This window comes from Comamonas testosteroni TK102 (genome assembly GCF_000739375.1).
In the GTDB taxonomy this organism is placed as follows: domain Bacteria; phylum Pseudomonadota; class Gammaproteobacteria; order Burkholderiales; family Burkholderiaceae_C; genus Comamonas; species Comamonas brasiliensis.
In genome coordinates this window covers 463,739-482,436 of record NZ_CP006704.1, presented here as the reverse complement: position 1 = coordinate 482,436, position 18,698 = coordinate 463,739, and the positions used below count along the sequence as shown (strand labels likewise).

The 18,698-nt window shown below is 64.6% G+C and carries 20 protein-coding genes; 11 read left to right on the top strand and 9 right to left on the bottom strand.

Features of this window, described 5'->3' with window-relative positions:
- Positions 1–12 precede the first annotated feature (12 nt).
- From flgC to O987_RS28590, 3 genes are read right to left on the bottom strand one after another with little or no spacing between them, the layout of a single operon-like run.
- A complete protein-coding gene (gene flgC / locus O987_RS02195) occupies positions 13–417 on the bottom strand; it encodes a flagellar basal body rod protein FlgC (RefSeq protein WP_003059205.1) in 405 nt (134 codons plus the stop codon).
- A 16-nt stretch (positions 418–433) separates the two neighbouring features.
- Entirely contained in the window at positions 434–847 is a 414-nt protein-coding gene (gene flgB / locus O987_RS02190; RefSeq protein ID WP_003059206.1) for a flagellar basal body rod protein FlgB, read from the bottom strand.
- Positions 848–860: 13 nt separating this feature from the next.
- Positions 861–1,052 carry a hypothetical protein gene (locus O987_RS28590; protein WP_144244881.1) on the bottom strand — a complete coding sequence of 64 codons (192 nt, stop codon included), beginning with the start codon at positions 1,050–1,052 and terminating at the stop codon, positions 861–863.
- On the opposite strand from O987_RS28590, the gene flgA reads away from it, so the two are divergent.
- From flgA to O987_RS02175, 3 genes are all read left to right on the top strand, one after another.
- Positions 1,051–1,809 (top strand): flagellar basal body P-ring formation chaperone FlgA, encoded by a 759-nt coding sequence (gene flgA, locus O987_RS02185; protein WP_043370685.1) that lies wholly within the window; start codon positions 1,051–1,053, stop codon positions 1,807–1,809. The two genes, O987_RS28590 and flgA, sit on opposite strands and share 2 nt — an antisense overlap.
- A gap of 117 nt (positions 1,810–1,926) precedes the next feature.
- Positions 1,927–2,241, top strand: a complete 315-nt coding sequence (gene flgM / locus O987_RS02180) for a flagellar biosynthesis anti-sigma factor FlgM (protein WP_003059210.1) — start codon at positions 1,927–1,929, stop codon at positions 2,239–2,241.
- 38 nt (positions 2,242–2,279) lie between these two features.
- Positions 2,280–2,642 carry a hypothetical protein gene (locus O987_RS02175; protein WP_003059212.1) on the top strand — a complete coding sequence of 121 codons (363 nt, stop codon included), beginning with the start codon at positions 2,280–2,282 and terminating at the stop codon, positions 2,640–2,642.
- 65 nt (positions 2,643–2,707) lie between these two features.
- On the opposite strand, the gene O987_RS02170 is transcribed toward O987_RS02175, so the two are convergent.
- Positions 2,708–4,189 carry an ArnT family glycosyltransferase gene (locus tag O987_RS02170; protein ID WP_043370684.1) on the bottom strand — a complete coding sequence of 494 codons (1,482 nt, stop codon included), beginning with the start codon at positions 4,187–4,189 and terminating at the stop codon, positions 2,708–2,710.
- A 121-nt stretch (positions 4,190–4,310) separates the two neighbouring features.
- On the opposite strand from O987_RS02170, the gene O987_RS02165 reads away from it, so the two are divergent.
- From O987_RS02165 to O987_RS02155, 3 genes are read left to right on the top strand one after another with little or no spacing between them, the layout of a single operon-like run.
- Positions 4,311–5,315, top strand: coding sequence for a glycosyltransferase family 2 protein (locus O987_RS02165; protein WP_043370682.1), 1,005 nt, complete (start codon positions 4,311–4,313; stop codon positions 5,313–5,315).
- Complete coding sequence (locus O987_RS02160; RefSeq protein WP_043370681.1) at positions 5,312–5,728, top strand: GtrA family protein; 417 nt, start codon at positions 5,312–5,314, stop codon at positions 5,726–5,728. The genes O987_RS02165 and O987_RS02160 overlap by 4 nt, the downstream gene beginning before the upstream one ends.
- Positions 5,725–6,552 carry a ChbG/HpnK family deacetylase gene (locus O987_RS02155; protein WP_003059220.1) on the top strand — a complete coding sequence of 276 codons (828 nt, stop codon included), beginning with the start codon at positions 5,725–5,727 and terminating at the stop codon, positions 6,550–6,552. Before O987_RS02160 ends, O987_RS02155 begins: the two co-directional genes overlap by 4 nt.
- 54 nt (positions 6,553–6,606) lie before the next feature.
- On the opposite strand, the gene O987_RS02150 is transcribed toward O987_RS02155, so the two are convergent.
- Positions 6,607–8,079: a PLP-dependent aminotransferase family protein gene (locus O987_RS02150; RefSeq protein ID WP_043370679.1), complete on the bottom strand. Its 1,473-nt coding sequence runs from the start codon at positions 8,077–8,079 to the stop codon at positions 6,607–6,609.
- Positions 8,080–8,462: 383 nt separating this feature from the next.
- Here O987_RS02150 and O987_RS02145 point away from each other — a divergent pair, with 383 nt between their 5' ends.
- Both O987_RS02145 and O987_RS02140 read left to right on the top strand, forming a co-directional pair.
- The gene (locus O987_RS02145; protein ID WP_043370677.1) at positions 8,463–9,641 is read left to right on the top strand and encodes a PLP-dependent aminotransferase family protein; all 1,179 of its coding nucleotides are present in this window, start codon (positions 8,463–8,465) and stop codon (positions 9,639–9,641) included.
- Positions 9,642–9,878: 237 nt separating this feature from the next.
- Positions 9,879–10,805, top strand: a complete 927-nt coding sequence (locus O987_RS02140; RefSeq protein ID WP_080731625.1) for a PhzF family phenazine biosynthesis protein — start codon at positions 9,879–9,881, stop codon at positions 10,803–10,805.
- 14 nt (positions 10,806–10,819) lie between these two features.
- Here O987_RS02140 and O987_RS02135 read toward each other — a convergent pair whose 3' ends face one another.
- The 3 genes from O987_RS02135 to O987_RS02125 form a co-directional block, all read right to left on the bottom strand.
- Complete coding sequence (locus O987_RS02135; protein ID WP_043370674.1) at positions 10,820–11,479, bottom strand: ABC transporter ATP-binding protein; 660 nt, start codon at positions 11,477–11,479, stop codon at positions 10,820–10,822.
- A gap of 165 nt (positions 11,480–11,644) precedes the next feature.
- Entirely contained in the window at positions 11,645–13,297 is a 1,653-nt protein-coding gene (locus O987_RS02130; protein ID WP_043370673.1) for an ABC transporter permease, read from the bottom strand.
- Between the two features lie 218 nt (positions 13,298–13,515).
- Positions 13,516–14,544 (bottom strand): extracellular solute-binding protein, encoded by a 1,029-nt coding sequence (locus O987_RS02125; RefSeq protein WP_003059232.1) that lies wholly within the window; start codon positions 14,542–14,544, stop codon positions 13,516–13,518.
- Between the two features lie 284 nt (positions 14,545–14,828).
- Here O987_RS02125 and O987_RS02120 point away from each other — a divergent pair, with 284 nt between their 5' ends.
- From O987_RS02120 to O987_RS02110, 3 genes are all read left to right on the top strand, one after another.
- Positions 14,829–15,506: a histidine phosphatase family protein gene (locus O987_RS02120; protein ID WP_043370672.1), complete on the top strand. Its 678-nt coding sequence runs from the start codon at positions 14,829–14,831 to the stop codon at positions 15,504–15,506.
- A 48-nt stretch (positions 15,507–15,554) separates the two neighbouring features.
- A complete protein-coding gene (locus O987_RS02115; protein ID WP_043370671.1) occupies positions 15,555–16,004 on the top strand; it encodes a hypothetical protein in 450 nt (149 codons plus the stop codon).
- Positions 16,005–16,105: 101 nt separating this feature from the next.
- On the top strand, positions 16,106–17,092 hold the full coding sequence (locus O987_RS02110; protein WP_003059239.1) for a Bug family tripartite tricarboxylate transporter substrate binding protein: 987 nt from the start codon (positions 16,106–16,108) through the stop codon (positions 17,090–17,092).
- Between the two features lie 657 nt (positions 17,093–17,749).
- Here the strand turns inward: O987_RS02110 and O987_RS02105 are convergent.
- Complete coding sequence (locus O987_RS02105; RefSeq protein ID WP_003059240.1) at positions 17,750–18,625, bottom strand: creatininase family protein; 876 nt, start codon at positions 18,623–18,625, stop codon at positions 17,750–17,752.
- Positions 18,626–18,698 lie beyond the last annotated feature (73 nt).

The window sequence follows — 18,698 nt, the reverse complement described above, 5'->3', positions numbered from 1 at the left end:
GTGTTCCCGGGCTTACTGGCCCATTTGCAGAGTCTTGAGCAGCAGCGTCTTGGCCGTGTTCATGACTTCCACGTTGTTCTGATAGGAGCGTGACGCCGAGATCATGTTGACCATCTCGTCCACGGCGCTCACGTTGGAGTGGGTGACATAGCCCTCGCCATCGGCCAGCGGATTGCTGGGGTCGTGGATGCGGCGTCCGGGCGTGTTGTCCTCGCTGATGGCATTGACCTTGACGCCTGCGCTGCCGTCATTGCCCATAGGCACGGTCTGGAACACGACCTGGCGCGCCTTGTAGACGCTGCCGTCGGGGCCGGCCACGGCATCGACGTTGGCCAGATTGGAGGCCACCACGTTCAGACGCTGGGACTGGGCGCTGACCGCACTGCCCGAGATATTGAAGATGGAAAACATGGACATGGTTGAGCTCCTGGGCTTACTGGCCTTGAATGGCGCTGAGCATGGTCTTGGCCTGGCCGTTGATGAAGCGCAGCGTGGCTTCGTAGCGCACGGAGTTGTCGACAAAGTTGGCGCGCTCGCGATCCAGATCCACGGTGTTGTTGTCCAGACTGGGCTGGGAATTGACCGCATAGCCGAGCTTGGCCTTGAGTGCCTCGTCCGACATCTGCGCCTGCAGCGGGATATGGCCTGCCGTCGTGACGCTGGCCTGGGTCAAGGGCTTGGGACCGCTGGTCGCGGCCATCAAGGCTTCGCGGAAATTGAAGTCGCGCGCCACATAACCAGGGGTGTCGGCATTGGCGATATTGCTGGCAATCGCACGCTGGCGCTCGGCGCGCAGCAGCAGCGCCTCGCTTTGGAAGTCCAGTCGTTCGGTCATTTTGTTCAGCATTGCGGCCTCGCTTTCAGAATTCGGGGATGCCGGAGCCCACGGACTGCGGCATGCGAGGATTATGAAAATCGGCAGCGCAAACTAAAGCGCGAAGAAAGCGGTATTGCGCTGGCACTTCAAGCCATTGCGCAAGCCGGGTCGCGCCTATATTTGCCAGCATCGTCTGCAGCCCTGTGTCTGCGGATACTTCAAAGGATTGATGCATGTCTGGCCGCTTTTCCCTATCTCCGCGCCTTCGCCCCTCTCAAGGCCTGGCTGCGGCATGGGGTCTGGGCGCCCTGCTGCTGACGGCTGGCGCACAGGCCCAGGATGGCGCAGCGCAGCTCAGCCAGATCGGACAGCGCTTTGTCGATGCGGCTTTGCACCAGCCGTCGGCTGAGACCGTGCAGGCCGGCAACGGCATGGCTTTGCGCATGGAGGTCCAGATGGGCCAGCTGGACTCGCGTCTGCGACTGGCAGCCTGCGCCAAGGTCGAGCCCTATCTGCCTGCGGGCAGTCGCCTCTGGGGTCGCACCCGGCTGGGCCTGCGCTGCGTGCAGGGCAGCGTGCCCTGGAACGTGTTCCTTCCCATCACCGTGCGAGCCTATGGCCCGGCCTGGGTAGCGCAGGGCAATATTCCCGCCGGCAAGACGCTGAGCGCCGAGGACGCCGTCCCCGCAGAAGTGGACTGGGCCGAGGACAGCGCTGCCGTATTCGCCAATGCTGAGGATTTCATCGGCATGGTCGCGGCGCGTCCGCTGACATCGGGGCAGGCTCTGCGCCAGAACATGGTGCGCCCGCCGGCCCTGTTCACGGCGGGATCGCCCGTGCAGGTGATGGTCAACGGTGGCGGTTTCAGCGTTGCCGGCTCGGGCAAGGCGATGGCAGCAGCCGGAGAAGGGCAACAGGTACGGGTTCGCATGGATAATGGCCGCCTTGTCACAGGAACGGTCAATGCCAGTGGCGTGGTTCTGGTTCAATAACAAGAGAGTGCATACTCACTTTAAAGACCGTGCCAAATATTCCTCAAGTTTTACGCGCCCTTGTCGAAAGCAAGGCTACAGCGCCCTACGCCGATACAGGGCGATTGGAGAACCAGCATGAAGATAGGCAATAAGCCGGACCTGCAGCAGACCGCTGCAGCCGCCAAGCAGGCCCCGAAATCCGCAACCACGGTTGCCACCGAAGAATCGACCAAAGGCTTGTCCGAGCGCACCGCCGGTGTGCCCGTGTCCTTTTCGTCCTCGGCCCGCGCCCTGGACAGCCAAAGCCGTACCAACACCGACTTTGATGCCGATCGCGTCAAGGCCATGCGCGAAGCCATTGCCAATGGCAGCTTCCGCGTCAACGCCGAGGCCGTGGCAGACAAGCTGCTGGCCAATACCGAAGAATTCCTGGTTCACGCCCGCGGCTGAAGCGCCCGCGGCTGAACTCCCGAACAGAGGCTGACCCGATGACCTTGCAGGAAATGCTCGATTCGCTGGATGCGGTGATTCAGACCGTTTCGGCATCGCTGCAGTCACCGGACGCATCCGCGCTGGAACAGTCCAGCACCCGCCTGCGGGACGCCATGGTGGCGTTCTCCCAGCTCGCCAGGCGCTTTTCGGCCGACGACTGGACGCCTGCACTGCGCGAGCGCGCGCAGAATCTGGACCGCGAAATCTCCCTGGTCCGTGACCAGCTGGCACGGCTTTCCGTGCTCAACCAGCGCCGTACCAAGGCACTGGTGCCTGCGGCCGAAGACAGCACCTACGAAAGCAGCCTGCGCGGCGCATCGCAGACCGGCCGCGCACGCATCTATCACGCAGCCAGCTAGGCTCGAATCGGCAACTCCAGCAAAAAGGCGAGCCAGAGGCTCGCCTATTCTTGTTGTGGCAGGTCTCAGTGCTCGCCCTTGGCGATCTTCACCGGCCGCCAGGCCCAGACACCATAGGCGCGGGTGAAGCCTTCAGGCAATGGGTCCGGGGCCACTACCACCTCGATGATGCGGGCGCTCGGCAGCTCCTCCTCACGAATCCAGGGGCTGTATTGCAGATTGCGCTCCACATAGACGCGCGGACGCTCGGGCAGCTCCATCGCAATACGCCCGGCCAGCGCCTGCGGACCGATGATGATGTCCACAGGGCCGCCCAGTGCCTGATGCGCCGCCGGCGCCAGACCTTCCACGATCTTGTCCACGGGGATATGGTTCTGATGGGTGCTCTTGTAGCCCGACAGCCCCATGGGCGAAGCCAGCCAGAACTGCAGCAACAGCAGCGCCTGCAGAACCCCAAACGTCAGCCAGGCGGCACGCATGTCCCCGGCTGCACCCCAGCTCCGTGGCGAGCGCGCCCACTCCATGACGGCCGGCACGCACAGGAACATGAAGGCCGTGCCCCATTGCAGGTGTAGATAGGAGCCCGTAAACAGGCACAGCACCAGCATGGCCAGCAGCGGCACCAGGCCCCAGAGCAGCCAGAACTCGCGCAGCAACCTGTCCGCGTCGACTGGCACCTCCTTGGCAGGCGCAGTCTGCGCTCCAGTCTTGCCCGCCCTGCGGCGTCCCCACCAGAGAGCCACACCCAGCACGATCCAGGCAGGCATGCAGCGGTTGAAGATCCAGTCCACCGCAAACGTCCAGGACATCTTGATGCGCGCGGCCGTATCCAGGTGCAGACCCAGGGACGTGCGCTCTGCGTAATGCATGGGCATCCAGTCATGGGTTTTCAGCCAGTACAGATGAGGAGACAGCACCAGCAGGCCGACCGCAGCAGCCAGTGCTGCTCCTTTGACATGGACCGGGTTCTTCCAGGCGCCAATGCGCAGCCACCACAGGCCGATCACGCCCAGCGCAAGCACATACTGATATTTGCTGAGCATGCCCAGGCCCGAAACCAGGCCCAGCCAGGCCCAACCCGCCAGGGATGGCTTCTGCGTGACATGCCAGGTCAGCGCCACGGCCAGCGAAATCCACAGCATCATCACGACGTTGTGGTTGTAGTAGTAGAGCCGCCCGCAATAGAAGGTGATGCTCAGCGCCGCCAGCAGACCCACGCTCGCATAGGCCCGGCCCCGCATATCGCACAGCAGCTTCCAGAAAATCGCCAATGAGCCCAGTGTGAGCACGCCGCCCAGCACATAGGTCAGCCCTATGGACGGACCAAAGACAGCCGCGGAGGCGGCCATGATCCAGGTCGGCATCGGCGGATGCTTGAAATAGCCCAGCTCCAGGGAGTGAATCCAGATCAGCTGCTCCACGTTGTCCCCGGGCGCGGCCAGGGCCGTCACCCAGTGAATGGCCAGCCAGATCACGCCGTATACGGCGAGCAAGGCGGCAACGGCACGGCCGCCAAGAACAAGAGATTCGCGTTGAGCAGCGGTCATCAGACGATCAGGAAAGAAGCAGGAGCAATAGGGGCGTGAGTATAACGACGGCCTTTTTGAAGCAGTGCAAACCATGGCCGGCCCAGCAAGCAGTTACAGACTTGCGCGAAAATCCTGCCCCATGACCGATTTTCACGCCGAATATGCTCCCGCAGCCCCGCCAGCCCAGTTGCCGCGCCAGCCGCTGAGGCTGAGCTGCGTGGTGCCGGCCTATAACGAACAAGCCAATATCGAGGGGTTTCTGCGTGCGCTGGCCGAGACGGTTCGGGCCTTGACGCCCGATTTCGAGATCGTGGTGGTCAACGACGGCAGCCGTGACGCCACGCATGAGCTGAGCCTGCGTCTGGCGCAGGAGCTGCCGCTGCGCTATCTCGCCTTGTCGCGCAACTTTGGCAAGGAAGCCGCGCTGTCTGCCGGCATAGACCACGCCCGGGGCAATGCCGTGCTGCTGATCGACGCCGACTTCCAGCATCCGCTGGAGATGCTGGCCGAAATGCATGAGCTGTGGCAATCGGGCTACGAGATGATCTATGGCGTGATCGCCGACCGCGGCGCAGAAAGCGGCGCCAAGCGCATGGGCACCCAGCTGTTCTACCGCGTGATGAACTCGGGCAGCTCGGTCAAGATGCCGCCGAACGCAGGCGACTTCCGCTGGATGGACCGCAAGGTCGTCGATGCCCTCAAGGCTTTGCCGGAGAACAATCGCTTCATGAAGGGTCTGTACGCCTGGGTCGGCTTCAAGACCGTCGCCCTGCCCTTTGTTCCCCGGGACCGTGCGGCGGGCAGCTCCAGCTTCAATCTGCGCCGCCTGGGGTCTCTGGCCCTCCTGGGACTGACCTCCTTCACCACCCTGCCCCTGCGCGTCTGGAGCATGGTGGGAGCCGGCATTTCCCTGCTGGCTCTGGCCTATGGCCTGTGGATTGCGGCCGAAGCCCTGTTCTTTGGCAACCCTTTGCGCGGCTGGCCCACACTGGCCGCCAGCATCATGCTGTTCTCGGGCGTGCAGTTGCTGTCCATCGGCATTCTGGGCGAGTACATCGGTCGCATCTACGAAGAGGTCAAGCGCCGCCCCATCTACCTGGTGGCCCATGATGAAGACCGCAGCCCGCTGCGCGAGCCATCGTGATCGTGGGCGCGCTGCAAAGACTGCGCCGCCTGCCGCAGCTGCTGCAGTTCGTGCTGGTGGGCGGCTCGGCAGCAGCCACGCATCTGGCGGTGGTCGGCCTGCTGGTGTCACTGCTGGGCCTGCCACCGCTCGGTGCCAATGTGCTGGCGTTTCTCGTGGCCTTTGTGGTCAGCTACAACGGTCATGCCCTGCTCACTTTTTCAGCAGCGCAGGCCAGGGGCTGGCCGGTGGTGGCGAAATTCTTTGCCGTGGCCTGTCTTTCCTTTATCGCCAACGAGGCGCTGTACTACATCGCCCTGAACTGGCTGCACTGGCATTACTTCTGGAGTCTGGCCGCCGTGCTGGTGCTGGTGGCCATAGGCACTTTTGTCATGAGCAAGTTCTGGGCCTTCAAGGCAAGCAGCACCGCATGAATCACATGAAAGCCCCCCGCGCCATCCTGCTGTGTGCCGACGATTACGCCCTGCATCCGCTGGTGGACGACGCCGTGCAGCAGTTGACGCTTGCCGGTCGTCTGTCGGCCACCAGCTGCATGACCACCTCGCCACTCTGGCTGCAAGCCGCGCCGGCATTAAGGGCGTTGCGTCCCCGGCTCTCGGTGGGTCTGCATTTCAATCTGACCGAAGACCATGGCGGACAGCATGGAGCCCAGGCGCTGGGCACGGTACTGCGCCTGGCCTATGCACGGCAGATGCCGCAGGGTCTGATGCGCCAGGCCTGGCGCGAACAGCTCGATGCTTTCGAGCAGGTCATGGGCACGGCCCCGGACTTCATAGACGGCCACCAGCATGTGCATCAGTTGCCGGGTCTGCGAGCGGCCATGCAGCAGGAACTCCAGGCCCGCTACGCCGCGCACGAGATGCCCTGGGTGCGCTCCACGGCACCGGCCGCAGGTCTGTGGCGCAGCCCCAAGGCCGCCATCATTGCCTTGCTGGGTGGCTGGGCCACCACCAGACGGCTACGCCATGCAGACATCCCCATGAACCATGGCTTTGGCGGCGTCTATGGCTTTGATGCCCCCGACACCGCCAGCTATGGCAGGCAGATGGCCGGCTGGCTGCCGCATATGGCGGCTGGCGGCCTGCTGATGTGCCACCCGGCCAGCGGCGTGGTGGAGGGCGATGCCATAGGCAGGCAGCGCCCCGTGGAGTTCGACTATCTCATGTCCGACGCCTTTGGCGAGCTGCTGCAGCGCACCGGCTGCCATATCCATCAGGGCCCCATCCAGCTGGGCTAAGAACGTGTTGACGATCTCTACTCTGTCGCGGCGCGAGGAGATCGTCAACACGTTCTACAACTTCTGTGCCTGGGCCCGCATCTGGGCCACCGCCCGCTCGAAGACCCGCCAGAAGGCGGCGTCCTGCGTGGTCGCGAAATTGATGCGCATGCAGGTGCTGGAGCCCCGGCTGGCATGGAACATGGCACCAGGGGCAATCATGTAGCCCTGATCCAGCAGCAGCTGGGTCAGCACCTCGGTATCCACACCGGTATCCACCCAGCCGAACATGCCCGCAGGCTCGGCCACAAAACGGCAACCGGCAGCCTGAGCCAGCGCCACGCTGCGCGTGCGCGCCTGGGCCAGATGCTGGCGCAGCCGCTCGGCATGGCGGCGCAGCTGGCCTTGCTCCATGCACAGGGCCAGCGCCTGCTCCATGGGGGTCGGCGTGGACAGGGTGGACAGCAGCTTGGTGTCCAGCAGTCTCTCGACCAGCTCGGGCGGCGCTGCCAGATAGCCCAGGCGCCAGTTGGGCACCAGCACCTTGGCAAAGCCGCTGATGTAGATGCTGCGCTGCAGCCGGTCCAGCACCGACACGCGCGGCGCATGATCGGGTGCGATATGGCAGTAGCTATCGTCCTCCACCACATAAAAGCCATGACGCTGCGCCATCTGCAGCACCTCATGGGCGCTGGCCGCACTCAGGCTGTAACCCGTGGGGTTGTGCAGCACGCTGACACTCACATAGAGCTTGGGGGCCATGGTCTCGCAATAGCGCTGCATCACCGCCATGTCCGGCCCCTCGGGCCCGCGCGGCACCGGCAGCACGCGCATGCCCATGGCGGCCAGGCGCGCATATTCCACGGCCCAGCCCGGCTCTTCCACCATCACCGGATCGCCGGGCTGCAACAGGGCCCGGCTCACGATGTCCAGCGCCTGGGTCGCGCCCAGGGTGGTGATGATCTGGCCCGGCCCCGCCGCGATGCCTATGCGCTGCATGCGACGTGCCAGCGCCTCGCGCAGCCGGCTGTCGCCCATGGGTTCGCCGTAGCGCACCAGCGATTCGCGCAGCGCCTGCCCGCTGGTGACCTTGCGCATGGCCGCCACCAGAAAGCCGGCATCGAGCCACTCGGCGGGCAGCACACCGGCACCGGGCTGGGGTTTGCCGGCCACGCTCTCCACAAACATGCCGCGGATCAGCATGGTGGCGTTGATGCGCGTGCCCGGCGGGATGCCTACCGGGGTATTGAGCGCCCCCTCATTGATAGCTATCTGCGCTTTACCCTCCTGCGTTTGAAGCGGATTTTGCACAATATCTCGCACAAAGAAGCCGCGTTGCGGCCTGGCCTCGACCAGCCCCTGGGCCTGCAGCAGGTCGTAGGCGGCCACCACCGTGTACGGACTCACGCCCTGCTGGCGCGCACATTCACGCACCGAAGGCAGGCGCGCGCCTGCGGGCAGCAGCCTGGTGCGTATGCGTTCGGCCAGACGCTCGGCCAGTTGCTGGGTCAGGGTCAGGGCCGCCTGGCGGGACAGGGAGATGGACATGGTGATGTGCCGCGAACTGTATTGAAGCGAGTACCAATACAGAAGCCATAATTGTGAGACTGTCTGTATAGGTACTGTAATGGTCTCAGGCGTATATTGAGTCCATCAACCTCTCTTGGCCGCCCTCCACACAGGGCTATGGTCACGGTCTGCGGCCTCACCGACTGCAGACCACACCGTCGCAATTGCCCGCCAGCCCACACAGGCAAACCGGCCGCGACACAATAAGCCCCACCTGCTGGTGCATAGTTGCAGCGCCTTGTGCGCCGCAGCGATTGCATTCCGAGCCCCAAGCTCGGGCCGGCACATGCCCGACAATGGCGTGAGAGTGCACACCGGCCAGCCCTGACCGGGCTGGCAACGTAGAGATCGAGTACTGTTTTATGACAACCTGGACGCTGGCAGAACGTGCTGCCAAGATGAATTCCTCCGCCATCCGCGAGATCCTCAAGCTGACCGACCGCCCCGGCATCATCAGCATGGCTGGCGGCCTGCCTTCCCCCAAGGCCTTCCCCCTGGACGCGTTCACCGAAGCCTGCCAGACCGTGATGCAGCGTGACGGTGCCGCGGCCCTGCAGTACTCGACCACCGAAGGCTTTGCCCCGCTGCGTCAGGCGATCGCCGACTTCCTGCCCTGGAACGTCGATCCCGAGCAGATCCTGATCACCACCGGCAGCCAGCAGGCGCTGGATCTGATCGGCAAGGTGTTCCTGGACAAGGGCAGCCGTCTGCTGGTCGAAAAGCCCACCTACCTGGGCGCCCTGCAGGCCTTCACTCCCATGGAGCCCGTGGCCGTGGGCGTGGACAGCGATGACGAAGGCATGCTGATCGAGGACTTTGCCAAGCAGATCGGCAGCGGTGCCGGCAAGGCCCGCCTGGCCTATGTGCTGCCCAACTTCCAGAACCCCACCGGCCGCACCATGAGCGATGCGCGCCGCCAGGCCCTGGTCGACAAGGCCAGGGAACTGGACATTCCCCTCATCGAGGACAACCCCTACGGCGACCTCTGGTACGAACAGGAGCCTCCCCTGCCCCTGGCTGCACGCAACCCCGAGGGCGTGATCTACATGGGCTCGTTCTCCAAGGTGCTGGCCCCGGGCCTGCGCATCGGCTTCATCGTTGCGCCCAAGTCCGTGTATGGCAAGCTGACCCAGGCCAAGCAGGCTGCCGACCTGCACACCCCCAGCTTCAACCAGCGCGTGGTAGCCGAAGTCATCAAGGACGGCTTCCTGGACCGCCATGTGCCCACCATCCGCGCCATGTACAAGGCCCAGCGCGATGTGATGCTGATGGCCCTGGAGCGCGAGATGGCCGGCCTCGACGTGCAATGGACACGTCCCGTGAGCGGCATGTTCCTCTGGGTCAAGCTGCCTGCGGGCATGGACGCCCAGGCCCTGCTGGCCAAGGCCGTGGAGCGCAATATGGCTTTTGTGCCCGGCGCGCCTTTCTATGCCGGCGATGCGCAGAACAACACGCTGCGTCTGTCGTACGTGACGGTGTCTGCCGAGCAGATCAACGTCGGCATCAAATCTTTGGCCGACGCCATCAAGGCCAGCCTGTGATCTGAAGGCCCCCTGAGCGGCTTTGCCGCCTCCCCCTCTCTGGCGCTTTGCGCCGGAGGGGGACGACAGCCTCGGTGCGCGGCGGCGCTTCCTCGCTGTCTCTGATACCCCATGGCATGTGCAATGCCCCATCGACCGGCCTGACACGAACCTCCGTGCAGCGCCGGTTTTTCTTTTTGCCGACAATCGCTGCCCATGTCTGCCTCCGCACATACCAGCCCTCTCTCTCGCCCCTATATGACCGTGGACGTGTTCACGCGCACCGCGCTGCTCGGCAACCCCGTGGCGGTGGTGCTGGGTGCCGATGGCTTGAGCGAGGCCCAGATGCAGGCCTTCGCACGCTGGACCAATCTGTCGGAAACCACTTTTGTGCTGCAGCCCTCGCCCGAGGGGCTGGCTGCGGGCGCCGACTACCAGCTGCGTATCTTCACGCCCGCAGGCGAGCTGGCTTTTGCCGGCCACCCCACGCTGGGCAGCTGCCATGCCTGGCTGGCCCAGGGCGGCCAGCCGCGCAACCCCGAACAGGTACTGCAGGAGTGCAAAAAAGGCCTGGTAGCCATTGGCTGCGATGCGCAAGGCGCTCTGTTTTTCGAAGCCCCTTCACTCGACTCCCAGGAAATTCCCGAAGAGGAGCTGGCCCCCGTGCTGCAGGCGCTGGGCCTGCAGCGTGAACAACTGCTGATGGCGCGCAGCCTCCATAACGGCTCGCCCTGGCTGGGCCTGCTGCTCGAACACCCCGATACGGTGCTGAGTGTGGAGCCGGACTTTGGAGCGCTCAAGAAGCTGGGAGCCAAAGCCGGTCTGGCGGCCATTTATGAGGTGGAAGAGGATGCCCCGCTAATTGGACGTTCCAGCCGCGAGGCCCGCGCTTTTGCCAAGCAGGCTGAAGAAGCCGCTCAAGAAAAAGTGACCTCAGCTCCGCCGCGTCTGGAAGTGCGCGCCCTGGTGGGTGAGACAGCGAGCGAAGACCCAGTCACCGGCAGCCTGAATGCAGCGCTGGCCCAATGGCTGACGGGCGAAGGTCTGCTGCAGACGCCCTATAGCGCCGCGCAAGGCGTTTGCGTAGGTCGTGACGGCCAGGTTCATGTGCAGACCGCCGCCAACGGCAAGCTCTGGGTGGGCGGCCACACCGTGACCGTGACCTCAGGCCGCGTCCTGCTTTAAACCTCAGGGCCGACTCAGAGCTCAGCCGGCGTCATCCTGCAGATCTGGTCGGCCATGGTTTCGGCTTCCTGCGCGTTGTGCGTGACCAGAATCGCCGTCTGCCCGGCAGACCGCAGAATGTCGCGCACCTCCAGCGTCAGGCGCTCTCGCGTGGCAGCGTCGAGGTTCGAAAATGGCTCATCGAGCAGCAGCAAGGCCGGGGACGGCGCCAGGGCGCGGGCCAGCGCCACACGCTGCTGCTGGCCGCCGGACAGCTCGTGCGGGAACTTGCCACCTGAATTCGCCAGCCCCACCACGGCAAGCAGCTCCTGCACACGTTTGTCGCGCTCTGGCTTGCCCATGCGGCGCAGGCCGAAGCCCACGTTCTGCACTGCCGTCAAATGCGGGAACAGCCCGTACTCCTGGAACATCATGCCCACACGGCGCTGCTCGGGAGGCAGATGCGTGCCGGGGCCGGAGAGCAGCACCTTGCCCAGATGAATGCTGCCCGCATGCACCGGCTCGAAGCCCGCGATCGCACGCAGCACGGAGGTCTTGCCGCAACCCGAGGGACCCAGCAGGCTGGCGATATGACCTGCAGGCACCTGCAGATCAAAGCCCTGTAGCACGGTGTGCAGACCCGTAGGCGTTTCATAGCCCAGTTGCAGCTGCGCAATTTGTAGAGAGGCGGTCATGCAGTCACTTCATCAAGACTTGGGCAAACAGGTTCTGGCAGAGCGACTGCCTCGGGAGGCCGGCTGTTGCTGCATTCTTGTTTGCACAAGTCCTGCTCATCCTATTCATATTCAATAGCTGCTTGCGCAATATCCATAAGCGCTTGAGCCGATTTTCGTGCACATTCATCGCTGAGTACCCGACAGCTGGGCACGCGCCAGCAGCATGACGGGAACCAGCCCCGCGACCACAATGCACAGCGCGGCGATCGCGCCCTCCTCATAGGTGCCGCGCGCGGCTTCGGCATAGAGCCAGGTGGCCAGGGTATCGAAATCGGCCGGGCGCAGCAGCAAGGTGGCGGGCAGTTCCTTCATGGCATCGACAAACACCAGCATGGCACTGGTGGCCATGGCAGGCCGCAGCAGCGGCAGGTGTACGCGACGCAGCGTGCCCAGGCGGCTTTCGCCCAGCAGGCGCGAGGCCTGCTCCAGCGTCGGCGGGATACGCACCAGACCGGCCTCGATCCCGCCCACGGGCATGACAAGGAAGCGAATCACGCAGGCGGCCACCAGCACAATCCCCTGCCCCATCAGCGGCAGGCCGTCCATGCCGAACAGCTGGGCCAGCCCTGCGTCGAATGCCAGCGCCGGCGTCAACAGGCCGATGGCCAGCACCGTGCCCGGCACGGCGTAGCCCAGCGCCGCCAGCTGTGCAGGCCAGCGCGATGGCGCTCGCGTGCTGATGCCGGCGCGCGTGGCCCAGGCCACGACAAGACCCGCAGCCACCGCGATCAGGGTCACGCCCAGCGCCAGCCCCAGCGTGTTGAGCAGGCTGGAGACCAGGCCCTCGGAGACGCCCGAGCCCTGCAGCAGACGCTTGCCGCTTTCCCAGGCCAGATAGGCCGCCGGTGCGGCAAAGCCGATCAGCACCGGCAGGCTGCAGGCCAGCGTGGCAAGCCAGGCCCTGCCTGCCGGCAGACGGTGCGGCGCTATGGCCCTCATGCGCTGGGCCGAGCCAAAGCGCTGGCGACTGCGGCCCTGACGCTCCAGCCAGACCAGGGCCACCACGGCCAGCAGCATGGAGCAGGCAATCTGCGCGGCACCGGCCAGATCGGAGCGCGTGACCCAGGTGGTGTAGATCGATACCGTGAGCGTGTGCACGCCCAGAAACTCGGACGCACCGATATCGCCCAGCGTCTCCAGCAACGCCAGGCTCAGGCCCACGACCAGCGCCGGTCGCGCCATGGGCAGGGCCACGCGCCAAAAAGCACCCCAGCGGGTCTCACCCAGCGAGCGGGCGGCCTCCATCAGATGCGCCGGCTGGGTCATGAACATGGCCCGTGCCGTCATATACACATAGGGGTAGAGCGTGAACCCCAGCACGAAGATCGCACCGCCCATGGAGCGCAGATCGGGCAGGCGCCACTGACGCGGGCTGTCGTAACCCAGCAACCAGCGCAGCGCGCCCTGCACCGGGCCTATGGGGTGCAGCAGATCCAGATAGGCAAAGGCAACGATATAGGCCGGCATGGCCAGCGGCAGCAGCAGCGCCCAGTGCAGCCAGCGCCGTCCCGGAAAATCGCAGGCCGTCACCAGCCAGGCGCAGCCCGTGCCCACCACCAGCACCACCAGGCCCACCCCGCCCAGCAGCCAGGCCGTATTGGCGGCGGCATCGGGCAGCACATAGCGCAGCAGATCCTGCCAGTGCGCCCAGTCCGAGCCCAGCGCCAGCCAGGCCAGCGAGGCAATGGGCGCAAACACCCCCAGCGCAATCAACCAGCTTGCGCCCTGCCACACCGGCCCGACGGGCCTGAGCCCTGAACGAAGAAAAGAAAACATCAAGACAAAACGATCACGACAAGACCAACGCCCAGAAACAGACATGCCCCAGCAAAGGGGCTCAAACAGGAGCGCAATGCTAAAACAAGCATGCTCCTAAGCAAGGGACAGCGAGCAACGGCCTCGGCGGCCCCGCCGCCCCGCTGCGATGCTGTCGTCCCCTCCCCTGGCGCGCAGTGCGTAGAGAGAGGGGAAGCGGCGGGGCCGCTCAGGGGTGTTTACTTGTCGAATCCCACCTTGTCGACCAGCACGCTGGCAGCCTTGCGGTGCTTGGCGATCTCGGTCAGCGGCAGCGGATCGATCTTGATCTCGCCAATGCTCTGGGCCACCACGGGGTCCAGCGCCACGCCCTTGCGCACAGGGTGCTCGTAGTTGGCCTGGGCGTACATATTCTGGGCCGGCTCGGAAACCAGGAACTCCAGCAGTTTCACGGCCTGATCGCGGTTGGGTGCGTGCTTGGCCACCGAGGCGCCGCTGATATTGATATGCGTGCCGCTCTTGGGATCGTTGAAAGTAGGCTTGACGACCTTGATGGCATCGCCCCACTTGCGTGCGTCCGTACCTTCCTTGGCCGCCTTCATATGGCCCACGTAATAGGTGTTGGCCAGGCCCACATCGCAGATGCCGCCCAGAATGTCACGCGCCACGTCGCGGTCGCCGCCCGTGGCCTTGCGCGCCAGATTGGCCTTGACGCCCTTGAGCCACTGCTCGGTCTTGGCTTCGCCGTCATGGGCAATCATGGCGGCGATCAGTGCCGTGTTGTAGGGGTGCTGGCCGGCACGGCTGCAGACCTTGCCCTTGAACTGGGGCTTGGCCAGGTCTTCATAGCGGAAGGCGCCGATCTTCATGTCCTTTTCGGCATACAGCACGCGGGCCCGCATGGACAGCGCAAACCACTGGTTGTCTGCGGCGCGCAACTGGGCCGGAATGGCCGCCTCCAGCACGCTGGACTTGACGGGCTGGGTCACGCCGCCGTCCACCAGATCCACCAGATTGCCGATGTCCACCGTCATCAGCACATCGGCAGGCGAGCGCGGGCCTTCGGCCTTGACGCGCTCCAGCAGGCCGTCCTTGACGAAGACCGTCTTCACACCGATCTTGGTCTGCGCCGTGAAGGCCGCCAGCAAGGGCTGGATCAGTGCCGGTTCACGGGTGGTGTAGAGCGTGATGTCCTCGGCGTGGGCGGACAGCGCAGGGGCGCACAGGCTGGCAACGGCGGCCAGTGCAAACAGGGGTCGTCGAAACATGAAGGGCTCCAGGAGGTGGACAGGCATAAAAAACACGCTCCGCCTCGAAACCGGCAAGTCTCCTGCCAGCCAAGTGCAGGAGATCCGTGAACCAGTATCGAAAGCGGAGCGTGTTTTTATGTTTTTGAGAATAGCTCTCAACTATCTTAACCGAGAGGCATGCCCTGCCCGCACGCCAATCCGGACGTCGGTTGCGGAAATAGGCATCCCGGCGCTGTCGCCCAAGCGCCAGCAGGTCGCAGGCATGACAGCGCCGCAAGCGGGCAAGGCCCAACATCCGCGCCATGGGAAACCTCTACCTTGTGCGCCATGGCCAGGCCTCGTTTGGCGCGGATGATTACGACCAGCTCAGCCCACGCGGCCAGGAACAGGCCGTGCGTCTGGGCGAATACTGGCGTGAGCGAGGTCTGAAGTTCGACGCCGTCTATGCGGGTACGCTCAAGCGCCATCAGCAGACGCTGGCCGGCATCGTCCAGGGCCTGGACAGCGCGTCCAGCCCCGAGGCACAAAACCGCCCCGGACTCAACGAGTACGACAGCGAAGCCCTGCTGCGCGCCATCCACCCGGCCCCCCTGCCCAGGCCCGATACGCCCGAGCTGTACCGCCATCATTTCCGCCTGCTGTGCGACGCACTGGCGCAATGGATGGGAGGCACCATCAGCCCGCAGGGCATGCCCGACTGGAACGGCTTTGCGGACGGCGTGCACCAGGTGCTCGAGGAGATACGCCACCAGCACAGCGGCCGCAACGTGCTGCTGGTCAGCAGCGGCGGCCCCATCTCCACTGCCGTGGGCCAGGTGCTTGGCACCGCGCCCGAGGTGACCATCGCCCTCAATATGCGACTGCGCAATATTGCCGTGACGGAGTTCAGCATCAGTCCCAAGCGCTTGATGCTGCAAAGCTTCAACACGCTCAACCATCTCGATAGCGCCGAATACAGAAGCTGGATCACCAGCGCCTGACTCCCCTCAGGCCCGGAGCCGGCCAACGCAAAGTGCTACAAGGCCGCAATGGACTCCATCTTTCTCAGTCTTGGCGATACGACGCTGACGCTTGACATAGGCGCGCAGCAGCACCGGCTGCCCATCGGCATCGCCACCCTGGTCAAGGCCTTTGCCCAGCGCATGCCCAATGCGCTGATGCTGGAAAACGCGATTGCCGATGTCGAGGATGCCGTCATGCCGGCCGGGCGCTGGCTGCCTGCAGGCGCCAGTCTGCTGCAGACGACAGACCCGCTGCTGCGGCAACTGATCCATGGCGCCACGGCCGATCCACAAGCCCCCCAGGCGTCACGCGAGGCCATCGAGAACCTGTTCGAGCTGCTGGCGCGCCAGGCCCAGCAGCCTGGCCATGCCGATCCGCAGATGCCGCAGACCCCCGAGCATGCAGCCGCCCTGCTGATAGTGCGCGAGGTCATGCATCACTGGGAAATGGATACCCTGCAAGCAAGCGGTAACTAGCCATACCTGTGCGGCATAGCAGACAGAACGCTTTGCGGCTGCCTGCGGGCATCTTTCGGCGGCACACTCTCGGGATAAAAGTTTCAGACAGAAGGACAAGCATGAAACGCCGCAGTTTTACCCAATCCCTGATCAGTGCCGCAGCGGGGGCTGCCCTGCTGAGCGGATTTGCCGCCACCGCCCAGGCCGAAGGCCTGTCCAACCGACCCATCCGCATCGTCGTTCCCTTCGGGGCCGGGGGCGTGGCCGATGTGACGGCCCGTGTGGTGGCCCAGCAACTGTCCACCCAGCTCGGCCAGCCCGTGGTCATCGACAACAAGCCCAGCGCGGGCGGTATCGTCGCGGCCGACACCGTGGCCAAGGCGGCGCCCGATGGCCATACGCTGTTTCTCATGTCCAACGGCAGCGCCGTCACGGTGAATCTGTTCAACAATCTGCCCTTCGACATGGTCAAGGATCTGACGCCCATCTCCACGCTGGGCTACTTTGACATCGGCGTCATCACCGATGCCAAATCGCCCTTCAAGAATTTGGGCGAACTCGTGAGCTATGCCAAGGCCAATCCCGGCAAGCTGAACCTGGGCAGCATCAACGTGGGCAGCACCCAGCACCTGGCGGCAGAGCTGTTCAAGACCACGGCCGGCATCGACGCGCAGATCGTGCCCTTCAACGGCACGCCCGCCGTGGTGACCGCGCTGCGCGGCAAGCAGATCGATGCGGCCGTGGAAATTCTCACGCCCATCATGGGACAGATCAATTCCAAGGCCGTGAACCTGCTCGCGGTGACGGGCGAGAAGCGCTCGCCGCTGCTGCCCAATGTGCCCACAGCCCAGGAATCCGGCGTCAAGGGCTTTGTGGCCTCGTCCTGGAATGCGCTGGCCGCCCCCTCCAAGACGCCCGCCCCCGTGATCGCGCGCCTGAACAAGGAAATCAACACCGCCGTCAACAACCCCGAGGTCGCCAAGAAGCTGCGCGAGCTCAATGTGCAGGCCCAGGCCAGCACCCCCGAGCAGACCGCCAAGCTGCTGCAGTCGGAAATCAAGCGCTGGGGCGATGTCATCACCACGGCCAAGATTGCGAAACAGTAAGCTCCCCCTGTGGCGCTGGCGCGCCTTCCCCCTCTCTCTACGCGCTTCGCGCTATGGGAGGGGGACAACACCTTCGCTGCGGGGCGGCCCTTGCTCGGTGTTTCTTTGCGGGACCGCGCCAGTTTTTCAGGGCGTTGACAGAGGCTGCGGCCGCTGCCCTACGGTGGCTGCGAGCAGATCTATGGCGCTGACTCGCCTTCCCCCTCTCTGGTGCTTCGCACCGGAAGGGGACGACAGCCTCGCTGCGCGGCGGCGGGGGCCGCCTAGGTCTTGCTCGGTGTCTCTTTGCGGGACCGCGCCGGTTTTTCAGGGCGTTGACAGAGGCTGCGGCCGCTGCCCTACGGTGTCTGCGAGCAGATCTATGGCGCTGGCTCGCCTTCCCCCTCTCTGGTGCTTCGCACCGGAAGGGGACGACAGCCTCGCTGCGCGGCGGCGGCGCCGCCCAGGTCTTGCTCGCTGTCGCGCGCATGGAGCACGCCAGTTTTTGGCGGCTTGCGTTGAACGAGGCCCGCGATGAAACAGATTGCTGCAGTGGCCTTTCAGGGCCTTTCTGTTTTTTTGCTATCTTTTAAGTAGCTTGTATCGACTGACAGCATTTATTTTCAATACAAAATGTATCGGAAATACATACTACTATTGCGCAATAAGCTCCTGAATTCAAAGCGGCTGCGGCTGGTTTCCGACCGTGCTCAGGGGCAGGTCATGAATTTCGCCGAGCAACCCCACCAGGCCCTGCGCCGATGAACGCACCATGGCCGCGCCGCGCTCGGCCGTCGCGGCGGCGGAGTTGCCCACGGCTCCGGCCGGGTTGTAGTCCTCGATGGCCCAGCCCAGCTTGGCGCTGCGGCCATTGCCGATGAAGTGGTATTTGCCGGCCCGCTGCTCAGAGCTCGAAGCGAAGTTCTGCGCACGTTCCATATGCACGGTCTCGGGCGCCAGGTGCAGCAGCATCGAGGTCTCCACTTCGCCGCCGTGAATGCCGAAGCGATGCTCATGCGCGCAGAACTGCTGGTTGGCCGCATCGTCCACCAGCCCGAACCAGCTGGCGCTGTAGACCAGCAGGCCATGCCGGATGCGCAGCTCGCGCGCAACGATGTCCATCACGCTGACCTGGCCGCCATGACCGTTGAGCAGCAGCAGCTTCCTGATGCCGGCGCGCGCCACGCACGCGCCCAGCTCCGTCCACAGCGCAATCAGCGTGGCCGGCTGCAGGCTCAAGGTGCCTGCATAGTGCGTATGCTCGACCGAAAAGCCGATGTTCTGCGGCGGCAGAAACAGCACCGGCAGCTCGGCTGGCAGCTGCGCCAGAGCGGCATCGATGACGCCCTCTATCAGGCGGGCATCCACCGACAGCGGCAGGTGCGGACCATGCTGCTCCACCGCCGCCACGGGCAGCACGGCCACGGTGTCTGCGGCCAGTCCATTGCTCTGGGCCAGGGCAAAGTCATGGGCCGAGGCCTGGGCCCAGAAGCGCGAGGGCCAGCGGGGAAGCGCGCTTGCGGGAGTGGTCGGGGTATTGCTCATGGCCATCATCGTAGCTGCGCCAGCGCCCCGAAACCACCACATGCCCCGGATTCCGGGCCCACCGCCCGTCAACCGCAACCAG